The organism is Fibrobacter sp. UWOV1, from assembly GCF_900142495.1.
Classification (GTDB): Bacteria; Fibrobacterota; Fibrobacteria; order Fibrobacterales; family Fibrobacteraceae; genus Fibrobacter.
The window spans coordinates 252879-268303 of sequence record NZ_FRBA01000002.1 but is presented as its reverse complement, the minus strand read 5'-3'; the positions used below and the strand labels follow the sequence as shown (position 1 = coordinate 268303).

The 15425-nt window shown below is 51.3% G+C and carries 14 protein-coding genes and 2 tRNA genes; 2 read left to right on the top strand and 14 right to left on the bottom strand.

Going from position 1 to position 15425, the window contains the following annotated elements; genetic code table 11:
• Positions 1 to 2: 2 nt before the first annotated feature.
• From BUC02_RS04880 to BUC02_RS04870, 3 genes are all read right to left on the bottom strand, one after another.
• Entirely contained in the window at positions 3 to 632 is a 630-nt protein-coding gene (locus BUC02_RS04880; protein WP_073319412.1) for a UbiX family flavin prenyltransferase, read from the bottom strand.
• Entirely contained in the window at positions 629 to 1309 is a 681-nt protein-coding gene (locus BUC02_RS04875) for a ubiquinone/menaquinone biosynthesis methyltransferase (RefSeq protein WP_073319409.1), read from the bottom strand. Before BUC02_RS04875 ends, BUC02_RS04880 begins: the two co-directional genes overlap by 4 nt.
• Before the next feature lie 71 nt (positions 1310 to 1380).
• Positions 1381 to 3870, bottom strand: coding sequence for a CotH kinase family protein (locus tag BUC02_RS04870; RefSeq protein WP_217653070.1), 2490 nt, complete (start codon positions 3868 to 3870; stop codon positions 1381 to 1383).
• Positions 3871 to 4094: 224 nt separating this feature from the next.
• Between BUC02_RS04870 and BUC02_RS04865 the strand changes: the two genes are divergently transcribed.
• Positions 4095 to 4167 (top strand) — tRNA-Phe (locus BUC02_RS04865).
• 82 nt (positions 4168 to 4249) lie between these two features.
• Here the strand turns inward: BUC02_RS04865 and BUC02_RS04860 are convergent.
• On the bottom strand, positions 4250 to 5386 hold the full coding sequence (locus BUC02_RS04860) for an HD domain-containing phosphohydrolase (protein WP_073319403.1): 1137 nt from the start codon (positions 5384 to 5386) through the stop codon (positions 4250 to 4252).
• Between the two features lie 85 nt (positions 5387 to 5471).
• Here BUC02_RS04860 and BUC02_RS04855 point away from each other — a divergent pair.
• Positions 5472 to 5552 (top strand) — tRNA-Ser (locus BUC02_RS04855).
• Between the two features lie 55 nt (positions 5553 to 5607).
• On the opposite strand, the gene BUC02_RS04850 is transcribed toward BUC02_RS04855, so the two are convergent.
• The 10 genes from BUC02_RS04850 to BUC02_RS04805 form a co-directional block, all read right to left on the bottom strand.
• Positions 5608 to 6321, bottom strand: coding sequence for a ComF family protein (locus BUC02_RS04850; protein ID WP_073319400.1), 714 nt, complete (start codon positions 6319 to 6321; stop codon positions 5608 to 5610).
• Positions 6322 to 6412: 91 nt separating this feature from the next.
• Positions 6413 to 7666, bottom strand: a complete 1254-nt coding sequence (gene rodA, locus BUC02_RS04845; RefSeq protein WP_073319397.1) for a rod shape-determining protein RodA — start codon at positions 7664 to 7666, stop codon at positions 6413 to 6415.
• Positions 7644 to 9518, bottom strand: coding sequence for a penicillin-binding protein 2 (gene mrdA / locus BUC02_RS04840; RefSeq protein ID WP_073319394.1), 1875 nt, complete (start codon positions 9516 to 9518; stop codon positions 7644 to 7646). Before mrdA ends, rodA begins: the two co-directional genes overlap by 23 nt.
• Positions 9511 to 10002, bottom strand: coding sequence for a rod shape-determining protein MreD (gene mreD, locus BUC02_RS04835; protein ID WP_073319391.1), 492 nt, complete (start codon positions 10000 to 10002; stop codon positions 9511 to 9513). Before mreD ends, mrdA begins: the two co-directional genes overlap by 8 nt.
• Complete coding sequence (mreC, locus tag BUC02_RS04830; protein WP_073319388.1) at positions 9995 to 10822, bottom strand: rod shape-determining protein MreC; 828 nt, start codon at positions 10820 to 10822, stop codon at positions 9995 to 9997. Before mreC ends, mreD begins: the two co-directional genes overlap by 8 nt.
• A 14-nt stretch (positions 10823 to 10836) precedes the next feature.
• Entirely contained in the window at positions 10837 to 11859 is a 1023-nt protein-coding gene (locus BUC02_RS04825) for a rod shape-determining protein (protein ID WP_073319386.1), read from the bottom strand.
• A gap of 124 nt (positions 11860 to 11983) precedes the next feature.
• On the bottom strand, positions 11984 to 12349 hold the full coding sequence (locus BUC02_RS04820) for a hypothetical protein (RefSeq protein WP_073319383.1): 366 nt from the start codon (positions 12347 to 12349) through the stop codon (positions 11984 to 11986).
• 188 nt (positions 12350 to 12537) lie between these two features.
• Complete coding sequence (locus tag BUC02_RS04815) at positions 12538 to 13845, bottom strand: hypothetical protein (protein WP_073319380.1); 1308 nt, start codon at positions 13843 to 13845, stop codon at positions 12538 to 12540.
• A 143-nt stretch (positions 13846 to 13988) separates the two neighbouring features.
• On the bottom strand, positions 13989 to 14927 hold the full coding sequence (locus tag BUC02_RS04810; RefSeq protein ID WP_073319377.1) for an AgmX/PglI C-terminal domain-containing protein: 939 nt from the start codon (positions 14925 to 14927) through the stop codon (positions 13989 to 13991).
• 2 nt (positions 14928 to 14929) lie between these two features.
• The gene (locus tag BUC02_RS04805) at positions 14930 to 15424 is read right to left on the bottom strand and encodes a biopolymer transporter ExbD (RefSeq protein ID WP_073319374.1); all 495 of its coding nucleotides are present in this window, start codon (positions 15422 to 15424) and stop codon (positions 14930 to 14932) included.
• Position 15425 lies beyond the last annotated feature (1 nt).

The window sequence follows — 15425 nt, the reverse complement described above, 5'->3', positions numbered from 1 at the left end:
AGTTATTTCTTTTTCGCTCTCACCTTGGCCAAGTGTTTCACAGAAGGAGTCTTCTGCTTGGCAGCCTTAGGAATCGAAATTCCCTTCCAAGGCTTTACAATATCGGCAGCATCCCTCATCGCGCCCAAGTGCATCAAGATTTTTGCAACTACGGTATCCACCAATTCTTCAATCGTCTTCGGGTGGTCATAAAAATGCGGCGAAGCCGGAATCACAATCCCGCCTTGACGAGTCAAACGGGTCATGTTATCCAAGTGGATCAAGTTGTAAGGAGTCTCGCGCGGCACCACAATCAAGGGGCGGCGTTCCTTGAGGCAGACATCGGCGGCACGGATCAACAAGTTATCCGACGTTCCGCCGGCAATGCGGCCAATCGTACCCATGGAGCAGGGAACCACAACCATGCCGGCATAGTCGGCAGATCCGCTGGCGCATTCGGCAAAGAAGTTTTTCACGTCGGGAGCTTCGTCCACGTAATCGAACAATTCGTCCTGGCCCTCGTAGGCTACCACGCCTCTGCCCGGCGGCGTCACCAAGGCGGTCACATGGTGCCCCAGGCGTTTTAAATGCATCGCGGTTCTTGTCGCGTAAATGACGCCACTCGCGCCGGTCACCCCCAAAATGAACCTCATGTCCGTCTCCTCAGTAATATGCGATAAGCTACACCGAAAAAGCAAGGTTTCACATGCACCAGTTCAAAGCCGTTCGACTCCGCCAACTTGACAAAGTCTGCAACCGGCAAAAAACGAAGCACCGAATTCACCAAATATTCGTAAGCTTCCCGCTTGCTAAAAAAGGCACCCAGCACCGGAATAAAGAGCGGTGCAAGTCTCTTGTAGAAAAACTTGTTGAACGCGTTCCTCGGCGAAAAGAATTCCAGCACCTGCAAGTACCCCCCATTCGAGAGCACGCGGGCAGATTCCTTCAAGCCGCCTTCGGCATCGGGCAAGTTACGCATTCCAAATCCGTTCAGAATCACATCGAACGAGGCGTCGCCAAAAGGCATTTTCATGGCATCCAGCTGCACAGGGATAGCCGTCATCGTCTTCCCTGCAGCGCCCTTCAGCATTCCATAAGAAAAATCGCCCAAAACGGCGATATCGGGCTTGCCATTGAATTTTTCGTAAGTGACCGCAAAATCGCCCGTGCCTCCGCACAAATCCAAGAGACGTTTGCCGGGCTTTACCCTTTTCAGTTCGCGACAGCAACTGCGGCGCCACAAAATGTCCTGAAAGCAACTGAGCGTATGATTTAAAAAATCATAGCGACTGGCAATCTCGTCGAACATCTTGCGCACAGGGCTTATCATGGCGCCAAATATAGAAAAAGGAGCCTAGGCTTCAAGCCACAGGCTCCTTTCCAAATGCTTACAAATTGCAACTACTTGAAGGATGCCGTAATAGACAGGCCTTCTGCAACCGTCGCGACACACGTTTCCGGCGTGCCAGCCACAGGTTCGCAACCCGTCCATCCACCGAATATGGAACCGGCTTCGGGAACGGCCGTCAGCACCATTGCGTTTCCGGCAAAGAACTTGGCCTTATAATTTGCACTCGGCAGCGTCATGCCATCCATAACGATGGAGCCCTTGCCGTTGGCGGTAATCGAGACCGAAGTCATGCTTCCGACACCAAATTCTTCCTGAATTTCAGACAGGAACTTGCCATCGCGTTCTTCTGCCCAGGGGCCGAGCCTTTCGCCATTCGCATCGAAGCCATGTGGATACGTTCCTCTTCTTTCCTTATAGGCTTCTACATCCATATCCCTGGCAACGTCTTCGGAATTCAGCATGCCGGCAAGGAACTTTGCCTTTGCCCTGACATTTTCTGCATTCAGGTAAGATTGAAGCATCACGGCAGCATGGTTCAGGAAGAGTCGCTTGAAGTTGGGATTTTCAATCAACTTCGTGTACAGAACATGGAAGCAATGGGCCTTATCGCCAGTAAAGGCCTTATTGCTGCTCGTGTAACAAGAGCCATTGTCACGTCCACCCTGCTTAACCCACTTGAACATATTCGTGCCATCGCTAAAGCCAGACACGCCCCATTCCCAGTCAAAGCCATGGTCAAGGTCATAGATCATGAACTTCCAGAGCGGAGATTCCGGGGACTTCCAGACGCGCACGTTATTGTTCGGCCAGTCACCGTTATGAACGTACATTTCGGCAAGCATGTAATTGGCAAAGTTGCCCATATCCATAAGCTGCGTCATGTAGGTATAAGCATCATTGTCCGTAGCAAAATCGTGTGCAGCGGCATATTCCAGCATGGCAAGGTATTCGTCAGGAGTACCATTGCTTGCTTCGACTTTTATCCCCAAATGTTTGAGGAACGTGACCGACGAGGCATCGTATCCATAATTCGTTTCGACAAAGTTCTTGTTGAAACGTTCACGCATATCGTGAATGCCGTAGTACTTTCCATTGTAGAACACCACCACCTGGCGGCTACGCTGGTAATCCACGCCACTACCTTCAAGAATGGCGCCACCTACGGCATCGGCAAAGTAGTCGCTCACAAAACGGTTACCGTTGTTACGCAGGTTGAATCCCTTGTACTTGTCGTTCACGCCCTTGCGGGTTTCAAACAAAGGATACTTCAACCAGGTTCCGCCATACTCTTCGCGCATCACGATAGCGACAGACTTCTTGCGTTCCATGCGGCTCCAGCCACCCATCAAAGAAATACCGCCATCGGCTTCCCAGGCCTTACCCTTGCTGCTCCTGCCCTTTTCGTAGTATTCCACGTGAACCGGAAGTTCACCAGAATCATTCGGATAAGACTCATTCGGAGCATACATCTGGTCATGATCCATATCGGGTTCACCACCATTCGTCTTCTTGTAATACTTTTCAAAGAAGCTCGGATCCACGCTCACGGCCACCACGGGCATGTTGGCCGTTTCATCGATGAAGTAGGTATTGGTCGTCACGTCCTTAGTAAGGAGGCCGTCCTTGAATGCGGCGCAGCGAAGAACCGTGGTCGATTCAATCTTCATGTCCGATTCGAACTTTTCGGAATTCTTTGTGGGAACAGAACCGTCCTTCGTGCAACGTACAGTCACGCCTTCCGGAACGTTCGGCTTGTTCAAGGTCACAGAGCCATTATAGAATCCGCCGCCATGTTCACCAAAGCTGATTGTAGGCGTTACACCTTCATAACTTTCAGTCGCATTGTTCGGCTGTTCGGGAGTCGGCTTTTCAAAGAACTTCCAGGCACCGCCATCGATAATGCCCCAGCTCATACCCGCGCTAAGAGCCGGATACTTGACCGAGTCGCGGATAGAATAATACTGGTCAATCAGGTAGACCGTTCCACCATCCTTATTCAATTTCCAGTTGGTATGGGTACGTGATTTATATTTGGACGTATCTGCAGAGGGTGCCACGGCGTTCACATCATTCTTGTCGCAGAACACGGTGCGGAACGATTTTGGAGCAAGCAGTTCATCGCCAAAAATCCACTTGCGCGGCTTTTCCAAATTTTCAACAAGCGAATAACCCTTGAGGTTAGCAGCGACATCACCGGCATTGTAGATTTCAATCCAACCCGGATCGTCTCCGTTTTCATCGAGCCAGTCCAAGTTTACGGGGCTAATTTCGGTAATCACCAAAGAAGAATTACCCACCCAGTGAACGGTCGTGTCGGCCGGGACATAAATGATTCTATCTACATACTGCGTATCGCCCGTAACCGGGTCAATCGTACGGACAGTATCCCTCGTCGCAGGAGTTTCCTTAATTTCCGTAACAGTATCACCGGTAACCGGATCAACCTTTTTCACCGTATCAATCTTTACAGGAGGATCGTCATTTGCACGGTTATGCGATGCAGAGTCATCGTTACAGGCAACCAGACCCGAGAAAACCAAACTCAGTCCGCCCATCAAAGCCAGACTATTTACTTTGTTGAATATGTACACACTGCTATCCTATTAAAAACGTTTCCCGGGAAATCCCACTTTCCAAGGCCATATTCTTTAGCACCCAGATACTAAATTTAGAAGATTATTCAAAAAAAAGGGAAAATTATCAGTAATATTCTATTTACCCTTGACAAGTATCACAGAGTGTTCTATATTTGGCCTACCAAGTCGGCGCTGTAGCTCAGTTGGTAGAGCAGCGGACTGAAAATCCGCGTGTCGTCAGTTCAATTCTGACCGGTGCCACGAAAAAAAAGACCTCGAATTCGAGGTCTTTTTTAATTTTTGTTTTCAAAAATTCTAAAAAGCGCTAAGTGTTTAGAAAATTTTAATCGAAATTGCGTCGGTAAAGGCAATAAATTTCGTCCCAGTGTCCCATCAACACGTCCACAAGCTCCGGCTGGAACTGTGCGCCACGCTGTTTCAGGAATTCTTCCTTGACCTTTTCTTCGGGCCAGGGCTGCTTATAGCAACGCGGGCTAGAAAGTGCATCCAGGACGTCGGCAACAGAGCAAATGCGGCCAGCCAAGGGGATTTCTTCGCCGGAAATTCCCTTCGGGTAGCCTCGGCCATCCCAGCGTTCATGGTGAGAACGGGCAATTTCAGCAGCAAAGCGAAGCAACTGGCGCTTGGAATTGTGGAGCATGTTGTAGCCGATTTCGGAATGCGTCTTCATGATGGTGTATTCGTCGTCCGTAAAGCGGCCCGGCTTGTTCAAAATGGCGTCGGGGATGCCGACCTTGCCCAAATCGTGCATCGGGGCGGCCAAGCGAATACGTTCCACCTCGTTTTCCGGGAGCCCCAGGAACTTCGCCAGCATGCTAGAAATCTCGGCGACACGTTGAATATGGTCGCCAGTTTCCTCGCTACGGTATTCCGAAACCTCACCCAGAATATGGATGATTTCACGCTGGGTCGCTTCCAGTTCCATATTCAACATGGCAGATTCGACAGTCTTTGCAGAATAGACAGCCGTAAGGCTCAGGCGTTCCAAGTCCTGTATCGAGAATACGGCAGCTTCACCCTGTTCGTTAGTTCCCCGCTTGTTGATCGCCTGGAACACACCCATCACGTTGCCGGCCGAATTCATGAGCGGAACGGTCATTACAGACGTTGTTCGATAATGCGTCTTTTCGTCTGATCGACGATCGAACCTCGGGTCTTGGTAGGCATCCTTGATCAAGAGTGGTTCACCCGTCCTGACGGAATAGCCCACGAAGCCCGCGTCATGCGGAATGCGAAGTTCGCTTACGCCGTGTGCAACCTTGGTCCATAATTCGCCACGATCGTTATCGACAAGCCACAGGGAGCAGCGGTCCGCCACCACAATGGAGCGTCCCAAATCAGCCATCAGAATCAGCAAGCCATCCATCTTTCGCTCTGCCGCAATTTTCGGCATGTAAGCGAACAACAGCTCCAGTATCCTTTGGGATTCTACAACCTGCTTGTCGTCCAAATCCGTCATACTATGTAAAATTTAGATAAACTTTGCATTATTCTCAACTACGCTTGACAGAATTAGGCGAAATTTTCTATCCTTGGGAAACCTTGGAGGAATAGGCTAATTGGTAAGTCAGCGGTCTTGAAAACCGCCGCCGTAAGGCTTGGGGGTTCGAGTCCCTCTTCCTCCGCGAACAAGCTCCCGTCCGGGAGCTTTTTTGCATTCCCCATTCCCCCATCTCACATCTAATTGATTTCCCATTCCATCTGGTTGTCGGCGACAAAATCGGCAACAGCCGAGGCGGGCTCGTCATAAAGTAGCGTGCATACCTTGACCGGGAGCGGGAAATCCCGTCCGAAAGCCGCCAGGCATGCCGAAGTGGTCGCCCCCGTCGTAAAGACATCGTCCACGACGACAACCGTCCCCGATAAAGGAGGCTTTTTTAGCACGCAGCCAAATGCAAATGCCACATTGCGCTCCCGTTCTTCCTTGGAAAGCTTCGTCTGCGAAACAACAAAAGTCTTTCGCTTCAGCCAACGGCAGACTTTACCGCCCAAAGCAAGCGAAAGCGCCGCGGCTATCTTTTCGGCCTGATTGTAGCCGCGTTCCCTATACCTGGCCCTATGGAGCGGAACAGGAACAAAGTAAAGCGGTTTCGGGAACATGGACATTTCCTCGCGCAAAAGCCCGCACCGAACCGATGCCGAATGTTTGACCAGATACGTCGCCATTCCCGAAATTCCCCTATACTTGAGCGCATGCACCAAGCGCCGTGTCAAGGGCCGCATGGGGTACAAACTATAGGTATCCGGCCCGGGAGCCACATCTATAGTCGATTCGCGTTCCAGTTCCTTGACACACTCCGGGCACAGCCAAGGGTCCAAGGCCCCCGAAGGGCTCCCGCATCCTAGGCATTCGGCTCCAAAAACAAAGCGTTCCACATTTTCTATCCAGCGCATATGAACTCCTCGGAACCCAGGCAACGGGTCCCTCTTTATCTATACGCCAAATTTCTGAAAAGTGGGAAAAATGATCCCCGGCAACTTTTGACTAGCGGCGACGAGCCTGGAAGTGCAAGCAAAGCAAAAAGCCGACCAGCACCATGCACGTCAATGCGAACGAGCCGCCATAAGACAGGAACGGCAAAGGCAAACCCGTTACCGGCATAAGGCCTACCGTCATCGCGATATTCACCATAATATGGAACAAGAAAATCGTCGAAGCACCCATGACCATGAGCGTCACGAACGGGTCCGAAGACAACCTGCAAATCGATGTAGCACGCCACAGGAACAGGGCATAAAGAACCAGCACAAAGGCGCATCCCAAAAAGCCGAACTGTTCACCGAGCACGCTAAAGATAAAGTCCGTATGTTCTTCGGGCAAAAAGGCAAGGTTTGTCTGCGAACCGTTTCCAAAACCTTTTCCGGTAAGGCCGCCCGAACCGATTGCTGTCAGCGACTGTAACACCTGATAGCCATCGCCCAAGGGGTCGCTCATCGGGTCCAAGAAGGTGTTCACGCGTTTTTGCTGGTGCGGTTCGAGCATGTTCCACGCCATGGAACTTGCATAGCCCGCAAAAATATTCGCCATCAGGATCAAAGCCGTCAACACCTTCGGAAGTTTCCTGCGGAACAGGGCAAACACCACCACGCAAATCAAAAGTCCCCAAAGGATTTCAAATAAAAGCGCCTGCGAATGCGAGAAAAGCACCGAAAGCACCGGGCTCACGATCAGGAACATATCGGTCAGGGTAAGGCCCGCAAAAAAGAACCCCACCATGGTCACGGCGATAAACACGAGAGCCGTGCTCAAGTCCGGCTGCTTAAGCACCAAGGCGAAAGGCACAATGAACAAGAAGAAAGGAACCACGAAAGATTTCAGCTTGTACAAGCTAACCGGATGTTTCGAGAGCCAGTAAGAAATAATCAGCAAGTAAGCAATCTTTGCAAATTCCGAAGGCTGCAACTTGAAAACGCCCAAGTCGATCCAGCGCCCAGCACCCTTCACCACGTCACCGGCAAAGAACAACACCACCACAAGCAACACGAGCGCAAGCACATACAGCGGAATTGCCGCTCGCTTCAACCAGTCAATACGCACAAAAATCAAAGCTACGGCAATGACGCTACCGAAAACGAAGTAAACGATCTGCTTGAACCAGAACAATTCCACCACAGAAGTATCTTCAGCAATCGTAGCCGAATACACAAGGGCAACACCCACGCTCATCAAGGCAAGCGTAAGAGCAATGAACATCCAGTCAAACCGGAGCGAACGGCTAAGGAGTCGATTGGGCTTCATTTTTTCCCGCCTCCTTTTCCTTATTTTCAAAATAGGCTTCCATCACCTTCTTGGCGATCGGGCCCGAAACAGCACCACCGCCACCCGCAGCTTCCATAATCACGGCCACGGCAATTTCCGGGTCGTAAAGCGGCGCCACCGCGGCATACCAGGCGTGAGTCTTTTCGCCCTTCTTCCATTCACCGGAACCGGTCTTTGCACCCACCCGAATTCCAGGGAGGGCGCCACGCTTACCAGTGCCCCCTGGATGGTTCACCACGGAATCCATGGCGGCAAGCAAAATACGGTGCGTATACGGTTTCATGTTGCCCGGGCGAACAATTTCGGGCTCGTAACGGCGGACGACATTCCCGTCGATATCGCGGAGTTCCTTCATAAAGTGCGGCCTGTAAACGCCACGCCCCGTCGCCAAGGAACCAATCAGGGTCGCCTGTTGCAAAGGTGTTACAATCTGTCCCTGGCCAATCGAAAGGTTCAGAATCAAGCCGCGAGCCCAGCGCCAGCCCAAGCGCTTGTTTTTCTGGTTAAACGACGCCGAATCCGGAAGCCAGCCACCCTTTTCGCCAGGAATGTCAATTCCAAGCGGTTTTTCGCCCAAACCAAAACGACGGCCGAATTCATTAATGCGGGCCATGTCAATATCGAGACCGGCCTGGTAAAAGAACACGTCACAGCTCAGGCGAATCGCGTTCACCACATTCAAGCTGCCGTGCGTGCCCCAGCATTTCTGGTAGCGCGCCCCGTACTGGTAGCCACCCGTACAGGGCTTGGAATAATACTTGTTCTCGGTCAAAATTCCGCTTTCAAGGCCAGCGCCCGCCGTCACCAGTTTAAAAACAGATGCCGGCGGATACGTACCCGAAATGGCGCGGTTCGTAAGCGGTCTCATGGAATCAAGCGCTACATGCGCCCAGCCCTTGTTACGCTCGCGCTTTTTCAGGGAGAATATATTCGGGTCCAGTCGCGGCGAAGAAACCATCGCCAGAATTTCACCATTGCGCGGATCAATCGCCACAAGCGCCCCCTTCGCCGAATCGGGAATCGCTTCTTCGGCAACCTTCTGCAGGCGCAAATCAATCGTCGACACCAGGCGAAGCCCCGGCACGGGTTCCGTGCCCTCGACGCCGTCAAGCGAGCCCACTTCGCGTCCGGAAGCGTTCACTTCCACAAGCTTCATGCCGTTAACGCCACGGAACTCCTTGTCGTAAAACTGTTCCAGCCCCTTTTGCCCGATTCGGTCCCCCTGCGTATAGCCTTCGTATTCCGGCAACTTGAGTTGCTCTTCCGAAATTTCGCTAGTGTAACCCAGCGCATGCGAGGCCAGCGTGCCGTAAGGGTATTCGCGACGAGATTCAATCACCGTCATGATACCGGGCAATTCTTCGGAACGTTCTTCAATAATGGCAACCTGTTCGGCGGTTGCATCTTCCAGCAGGCGAATCGGCCTATTCTTGATCCAGCGGGAACGTTGGAACGCCGTATCCAGCGAAAGGGAATCAAACAGGCGTTCGCCCGAAGCATCCTTGATGCCGAGCAACTTCATGAACAGGGAATCTCGATCCACTTTCTTGCGGGGCATGTTGATTGCAGTCAATGCAATCTGATAAGAAGGACGGTTACGCACCAGCACTTCGCCATTGCGGTCATAAATGTATCCGCGCTCGGCAACAAGAACCACTTTGCGCAGGCGGTTGTTTTCGGAACGTTGCAGGTTTTCGTCGTAATGGGTAAACTGCAGCGAAAACAGGCGCAAAATGAGAACGAAGAACATGACCACGACACCTGTCATGTAAACAAGCACATTCCAGTTCCTGTTTTGCAGGGTCTCGTTTTCGGACATTCCCTTAAGCATGCTTCTTCTTTTTGCTGCCCAAATCCAGGTAGAAGAATATGCCGCCAATCAGCATCGTGTAAATGCATTCGGGCAGCGATTTCGTAAGGAACAAATTCGTGACAACGTCTTTAGAAAGGCCCGTAATCGCAAAGTAAATCATGTCGCTCACAAAAAAGCCAAGGCCAAGCACGCCGACTTTAGCGGGCAAATTGAGCGAAAGGAATCGTTCTTCAAGCTGCCCCACCGCATAGCCTACCACAGTCATGGCAATCGTATTTGCCCCGAGCCACTCCACAGGCGCATACACGTCTTGCGTAAAGCCCGCAATAAAGCCCCAAAAACATCCGGCCGTAGGCCCTCTTCTAATGGCCATCGCCACAATGAAGATCATTACGAAATCGGGCGCCACGTCAAAGAAACTGAGCCAATCGGCAACCGTCATTTGCAAAGCAAATACGATTACAAACAAAACAAGCGATTTCAGCCACCCCAAGTTATTCATCGAGCAGCTCCTTGATTATCCAGTCCGGTTCCTTTTCCATCACGAACACTTCTTCAAGAATCGAAAAATCCTGGAACGGACTTACTTCCATCTGGCGCATCACATCGAGATCGGACTTGCGGACTTCCTTTACGGTGCCCACGGGAATGCCCTTCGGGAAAATGCCTCCCAGGCCAGAAGTCACAAGCGTATCGCCCGCATGCACTCCCGCATGGGTCGGAACAAGCGCCGTCAAGCGGACGCCATCCATCGATTCCAGGAATCCCACCACGCGAGTACGACGGTCCATTACAGACAACTTAAGATTTGGGTCTACAAGCAACTGCACACGCGAATGGCTTATGCCCGCTTTTGAGATTTTTCCGACCAAGCCGTTCATCGAAAACACGGGCATGTTTTCTTTCACGCCATGTTCTGTACCGCGGTTAATCACCATCGTCGTAAGGAATCTTCCGGGATTGTGTCCAATCACGCGAGCCGTCACAATCGGGAAATCCCATTTGTCGTCAAATCGGACTAGCGTGTGCAGTCGGGCGAGTTCCTGCAAGCCTTCACGGGCATGGTAGGTTTCTTGCCTCAAGCGTGCGTTTTCTTCTTTCAGTTGTTCGTTTTCAAGCGCTACAGCCTTGTAATGCCCCACCGCAGACACAATGCGCTGCGCCGGGAAATACAGCGTCGACACCGCCGACGAGACAATACTCTCGCGAATCGTGTTCGGCGCCTGCCTCATCAAAAGGCCTAAAGCCAAGAAAAAGACAAAGGCAACGATGCCGTGCCTTTGTGTAAACAAGTCGACAATAAAGCGAATCGCCCTAAGCATCGAGCCCTGTCAAATTAGTTCGAAGATGCAATCAAAACCGGGCGATATTTATCCAAGTCTTCAAGAATGCGTGCAGCACCCTTACAGACGCAGGTCAGAGCTTCATCAATCACGTTCACCGAAAGACCCGTTTCCTTACGAATACGTTCATCAAAGCCGCGCAACTGAGAACCACCACCCGTCATAATGATACCTTTGTCGTAAATATCGGCAGAGAGTTCCGGCGGAGTGATGCTCAAGGCCTGCTTCACGGCTTCGATAATGGCCGTCACAGGTTCGTTCAAGGCTTCACGGATTTCGGCGCTGTTAATCGTAGTTGTACGCGGCATGCCGGCCAAGAAGTCATGGCCCTTCACTTCCATGGTCAATTCTTCTTCGAGCGGGCTGGCAGAGCCAATCTGGATCTTGATCTGTTCTGCAGTGCTATCGCCCACGCAAAGGTTGTACATGGTGCGCAGGTAACGGACAATCGCTTCGTCCATTTCGTCACCGCCCACGCGCACAGAGGCGTTACAGACGGTGCCGTTCAAGGCGATAACGGCGATATCGGAGGTACCACCGCCAATATCCACAATCATGTTACCCACAGGGTCTTCCACAGGAATGCCCATACCAATGGCGGCAGCCATGGGTTCGTGCACCAGGTGAACTTCCTTGGCGCCGGCCTGCTTGGCCGCATCGATAACGGCACGCTTTTCCACTTCGGTAATACCGCTCGGGACACCGACTACCACGCGGGGTTTCACCATCCACAGCGGGTACTTCTGCACGCGCTTGATGAATGTCTGCAAAAGATTTTCCACCAGTTCGAAATCGGCAATCACGCCATCACGCATCGGGCGCACGGCGCGGCTTTCGCCAGGCGTACGGCCAAGCATCTTTTTCGCTTCAAAACCGATGGCAGAAACACGGTTATTTTTGCTGTCCACCGCAATAACCGTAGGTTCATTAATGACAATTCCCTGACCTGCCACATGGACTAACGTATTCGCTGTGCCGAGGTCAATACCGATATCGCAAGAAAAGAGGCCGAACAAAATCCAATCCTTGTTTAAGATTTAACTTCCAATTAAAATATAAAAAGTTACCAGTTATTAGTTCCTTGTTCCTAAAGATTTTCAATATGAAATTCTAGTAACTTGGAACTGTCGCGAAGCGGCATCACCGCAGCGAGTCCGCGCCGAACTTCCATTCTTTCTTGTAGCGATCCCAACCGCGCGTATTCACATCATAGCGATACTTTCGCTTTTCGTGCATGGCAATGTCTTTGTAGATAAAGAAATCCACCTCGGCATAGGCCGCATAAACGCGGGCCTCCGCGCCATCGAAAAGTCTAAAGTCCTTGACCCGGTAGTAAGGCGTGTCCAGGAGTCCTTCGCGCGTTTTGGAGGACTTGATGGTCTCTGCCACCATGAACTTCAAGTCGTCTTGCAGGTAATCAGTTAATTTATTCTCAATGCGTTCCGTCGGTTCGGAACAGCCCAAAAGCAAAACAGCTGTAGCCAATAGGCAAACAATAAACTTCATACCTTAAATGTAGAAAGAGAATGAAGTAAACAGTGGTTAGTGGTTGGTGATTAGGAGAATCTTGATATATTCAACCCCTGTTTACTAATCAGTATTTACTAACCACTAATTTGCGCCGAAGGCGTAAACAAAAAACACCCCTCCAAGAGGGGCGTCTTCGTATTCAAGTCCGAACAATTCCGAAGGAATTAGAACGAGTAGGTAGCATCGAGGCGGGAGAAGAGACGTCCTTCACCCTGGAACGGGTTGCGGAACAATACGTCTTCAGCAACAGTCACATCAATCTTCAAGCGTTCTTCGATGTTGATACCGAAACCGAATCCAACATGGTCGTCGGCAGTGCCGTCAGCCAGCGGGTTGGTAGAGAAGAACGTACCGTCGTCCTTGCAAATGCCATAGCGGGAATCGGTGTAGTTGTTCTTGGAATTCACGTTGCAATCGGTGTAGAGAATGGACTTCTGGCCACCCACGCGGATAACGAACCAATCCCACCAGATGTTACGTTCGATACCGAAGCTGATCTTGCCGCCAACGTCGGAACGCTTGTCCCAGTGCGGGTCTTCGTCGTCGCGGGAATCATAAACCCATGCGCCACCGTCCACAGTCTTGTCATAGAACCAGTCATGAGCCTTCTTCTGATTCCAGATGAAGTCAAGGCCGAGCCAGAAGAAGCCGCGATCCATAGCAACGTTAATGCCCATGCCAGCCTGAGCATGCTTGTCTTCGATGCCAGGAGCCTGAGCAAGCTTGATAGAAGCTGCCGGAACCAATTCACCATCGATAGCTTCCATGGTGAAGAAGGCGCGAGCCTTGGCGAGAATCGTGAAGTCGCCATCGTCAAAGAAGCTGTGGCGATCCGGACCATACTGCACGCGAGCGATACCGCCGGACAATTCATAAGAGGTACCGCTACCCGTCTGGAAATTCAAGCCACCGTCCAACTGAACGATAGATGCATAGGCATCGTCGTCAGTCTGGTAGGTGCCGCTTTCATCGAGATCGCCACCATCCTGGTGAGCGATGTAGATGTGCAAGCCCCAAGCGTCACCGCTAGAGAACGTACCGCCCAAGAAGCCGTCAAAGTTCGTTACCGTTTCAGGAACAACCGCATAGGTATTCTTGCCAGTCTGCACGTAGTCAGGCAGGTACATGGCGAGGTCGGAGTTAACGCGGCCGAAGAGCCCACCAATCGAGAACTTGGGATCGGGATTGTTGTCATCACCGAAGGAGATTGCAAAGATGCCGCCAAAAGTCGGGTGTTGCGGATCAACGTTGCCGCCAGCAGACATATTGTTGTCGGTATAGGCACCGAAGCCACCGATCAAATAGTTGGAGTAAAGGTTTACGTTTGCGGGGTTATCGAAGATGCTCACATCGTCCATGATGTAAGTAGAGTTCTTGCCCATGGATTCAACACGTGCAAAGGTTGCAAAAGCAGAACCCACACCAAGAATACCGAATGCGGCTCCAACCGCGGCAGCTGTTCTTAAGTTCATTGGAAAACTCCTATTGAAATTTCTGTTTTTAAAGTTAGTTTAATTAAACGAAAAACGCAACAATATTTTAAACAAAAGCCAATTTTTTTATACAAAAAAAGGCCGGACTGGAAAGTCCGGTCTTTTTTCAAGTTTTCGCCGAATTATTCGGAGAAGGTGAACGGGATCGTAACAGTGGTGTTACCAGACTTCACCTTGCTGAACTTCCAGCGGCTCACAGCGTTCTTGACTTCGCCGTCAAATTCGCCGTAACCGGTCGTAGAAGAAGCAATGGAGATACTGATGATTTCGCCACCCGGAGCGATCGTGAACTTCAAGGTAACCTTACCCTGGAAGCCCGGTTTCTTCTTCAGGAACTTGTTGTAGATGTGGCGGAGACCCGGAGTACGCTGACGCACAACCTTCATGATGTCTGCAGCGGAACGAGATCCACCACCGGCACCCATGTCGATATCGCGTTCAGACGGAGTCCTGATGGAGCCCTTAGCCTTGGTAGCGATACCACCGCCACCGCCGCCGAGAAGACCAGCCAGGCCGTCACCGATACCACCGGAACCGCCTTCGGCATAACCTTCGTTAAAGCCACCATCAGCCTTACCGCGACGACCACCGAGAACGGTCTTACCCGTCGTCTGGAGGCCAGCCACGTCCTTCAGCACCTTGTCGATGTCCTTAGAGAACTTCTGGTTCTTCATGAGGTCATAGGCGCCTGCGGAGGCATTCTTGGTCTGAGCAGTCAAGAGCTTAAGCACACCACGAGTCTGGGGAGCGTTGGGCTGCCCCTTACCACGCGGCTTGCCACCACCACCAGCCTTCTTACGAGGCTTCTTGGGTTCTTCCTTCTTCTTCTCTTCCTTCTTCTCTTCCTTCTTTTCATCGATGGTCATAGAAGCAGTAAGATCAGCAGCGGCAGAGTCGTCGAACACGACTTCGTCCACCACCTGTTCGTACATGGAAGCCCAAAGGCAGATAGCCAAAGCTACGACTAAAGAGATACCGGCAATAGCACCCATCTTCTTGTCGGATTCCGGCATCAGGGACGCTACTAACGGATCCATTTCGGGAGTATTCTTTTTAGCCATAATTATTCCTCCCCTCCGTTCTTCTGCATAACGGCGAATGCAATGTGCGTGTAGCCAGAGAAGCCACAAGTGGCCATGACCTTATACATTGCATCGTAAGGGATGTTCTTGTCGATCTGCACAACGATGTTACCGGCTTCGTCAGCAGGAAGACCCATCTTCAGGGCATGTTCCTGTTCCGTTGCGCGGCGTTCCTTAAGAACGGAGTCCACCTTGGTCACAAGAAGGTCTTCTTGCTTCAAGACGTCTTCGGTAGGAACGATCTTTGCATTATCGACCACAACGTAGTTGTTATCGACCACGACCGTCAGAGCCACTTCCTTCGGCTGCACCTTGGAGGTAGACACCGGAAGAATGAGGTTTTCGGCCTGGGTCAAAAGCTGACCTTCAGCGTCCAAGTTCTTGATCATGAACACCAGAATAATGGTCATCATGTCCATCATGGACGTGAGGGAGAAAGGTACGTCTTCGCTAAATTTACGAGTTCTTCTAGCCATG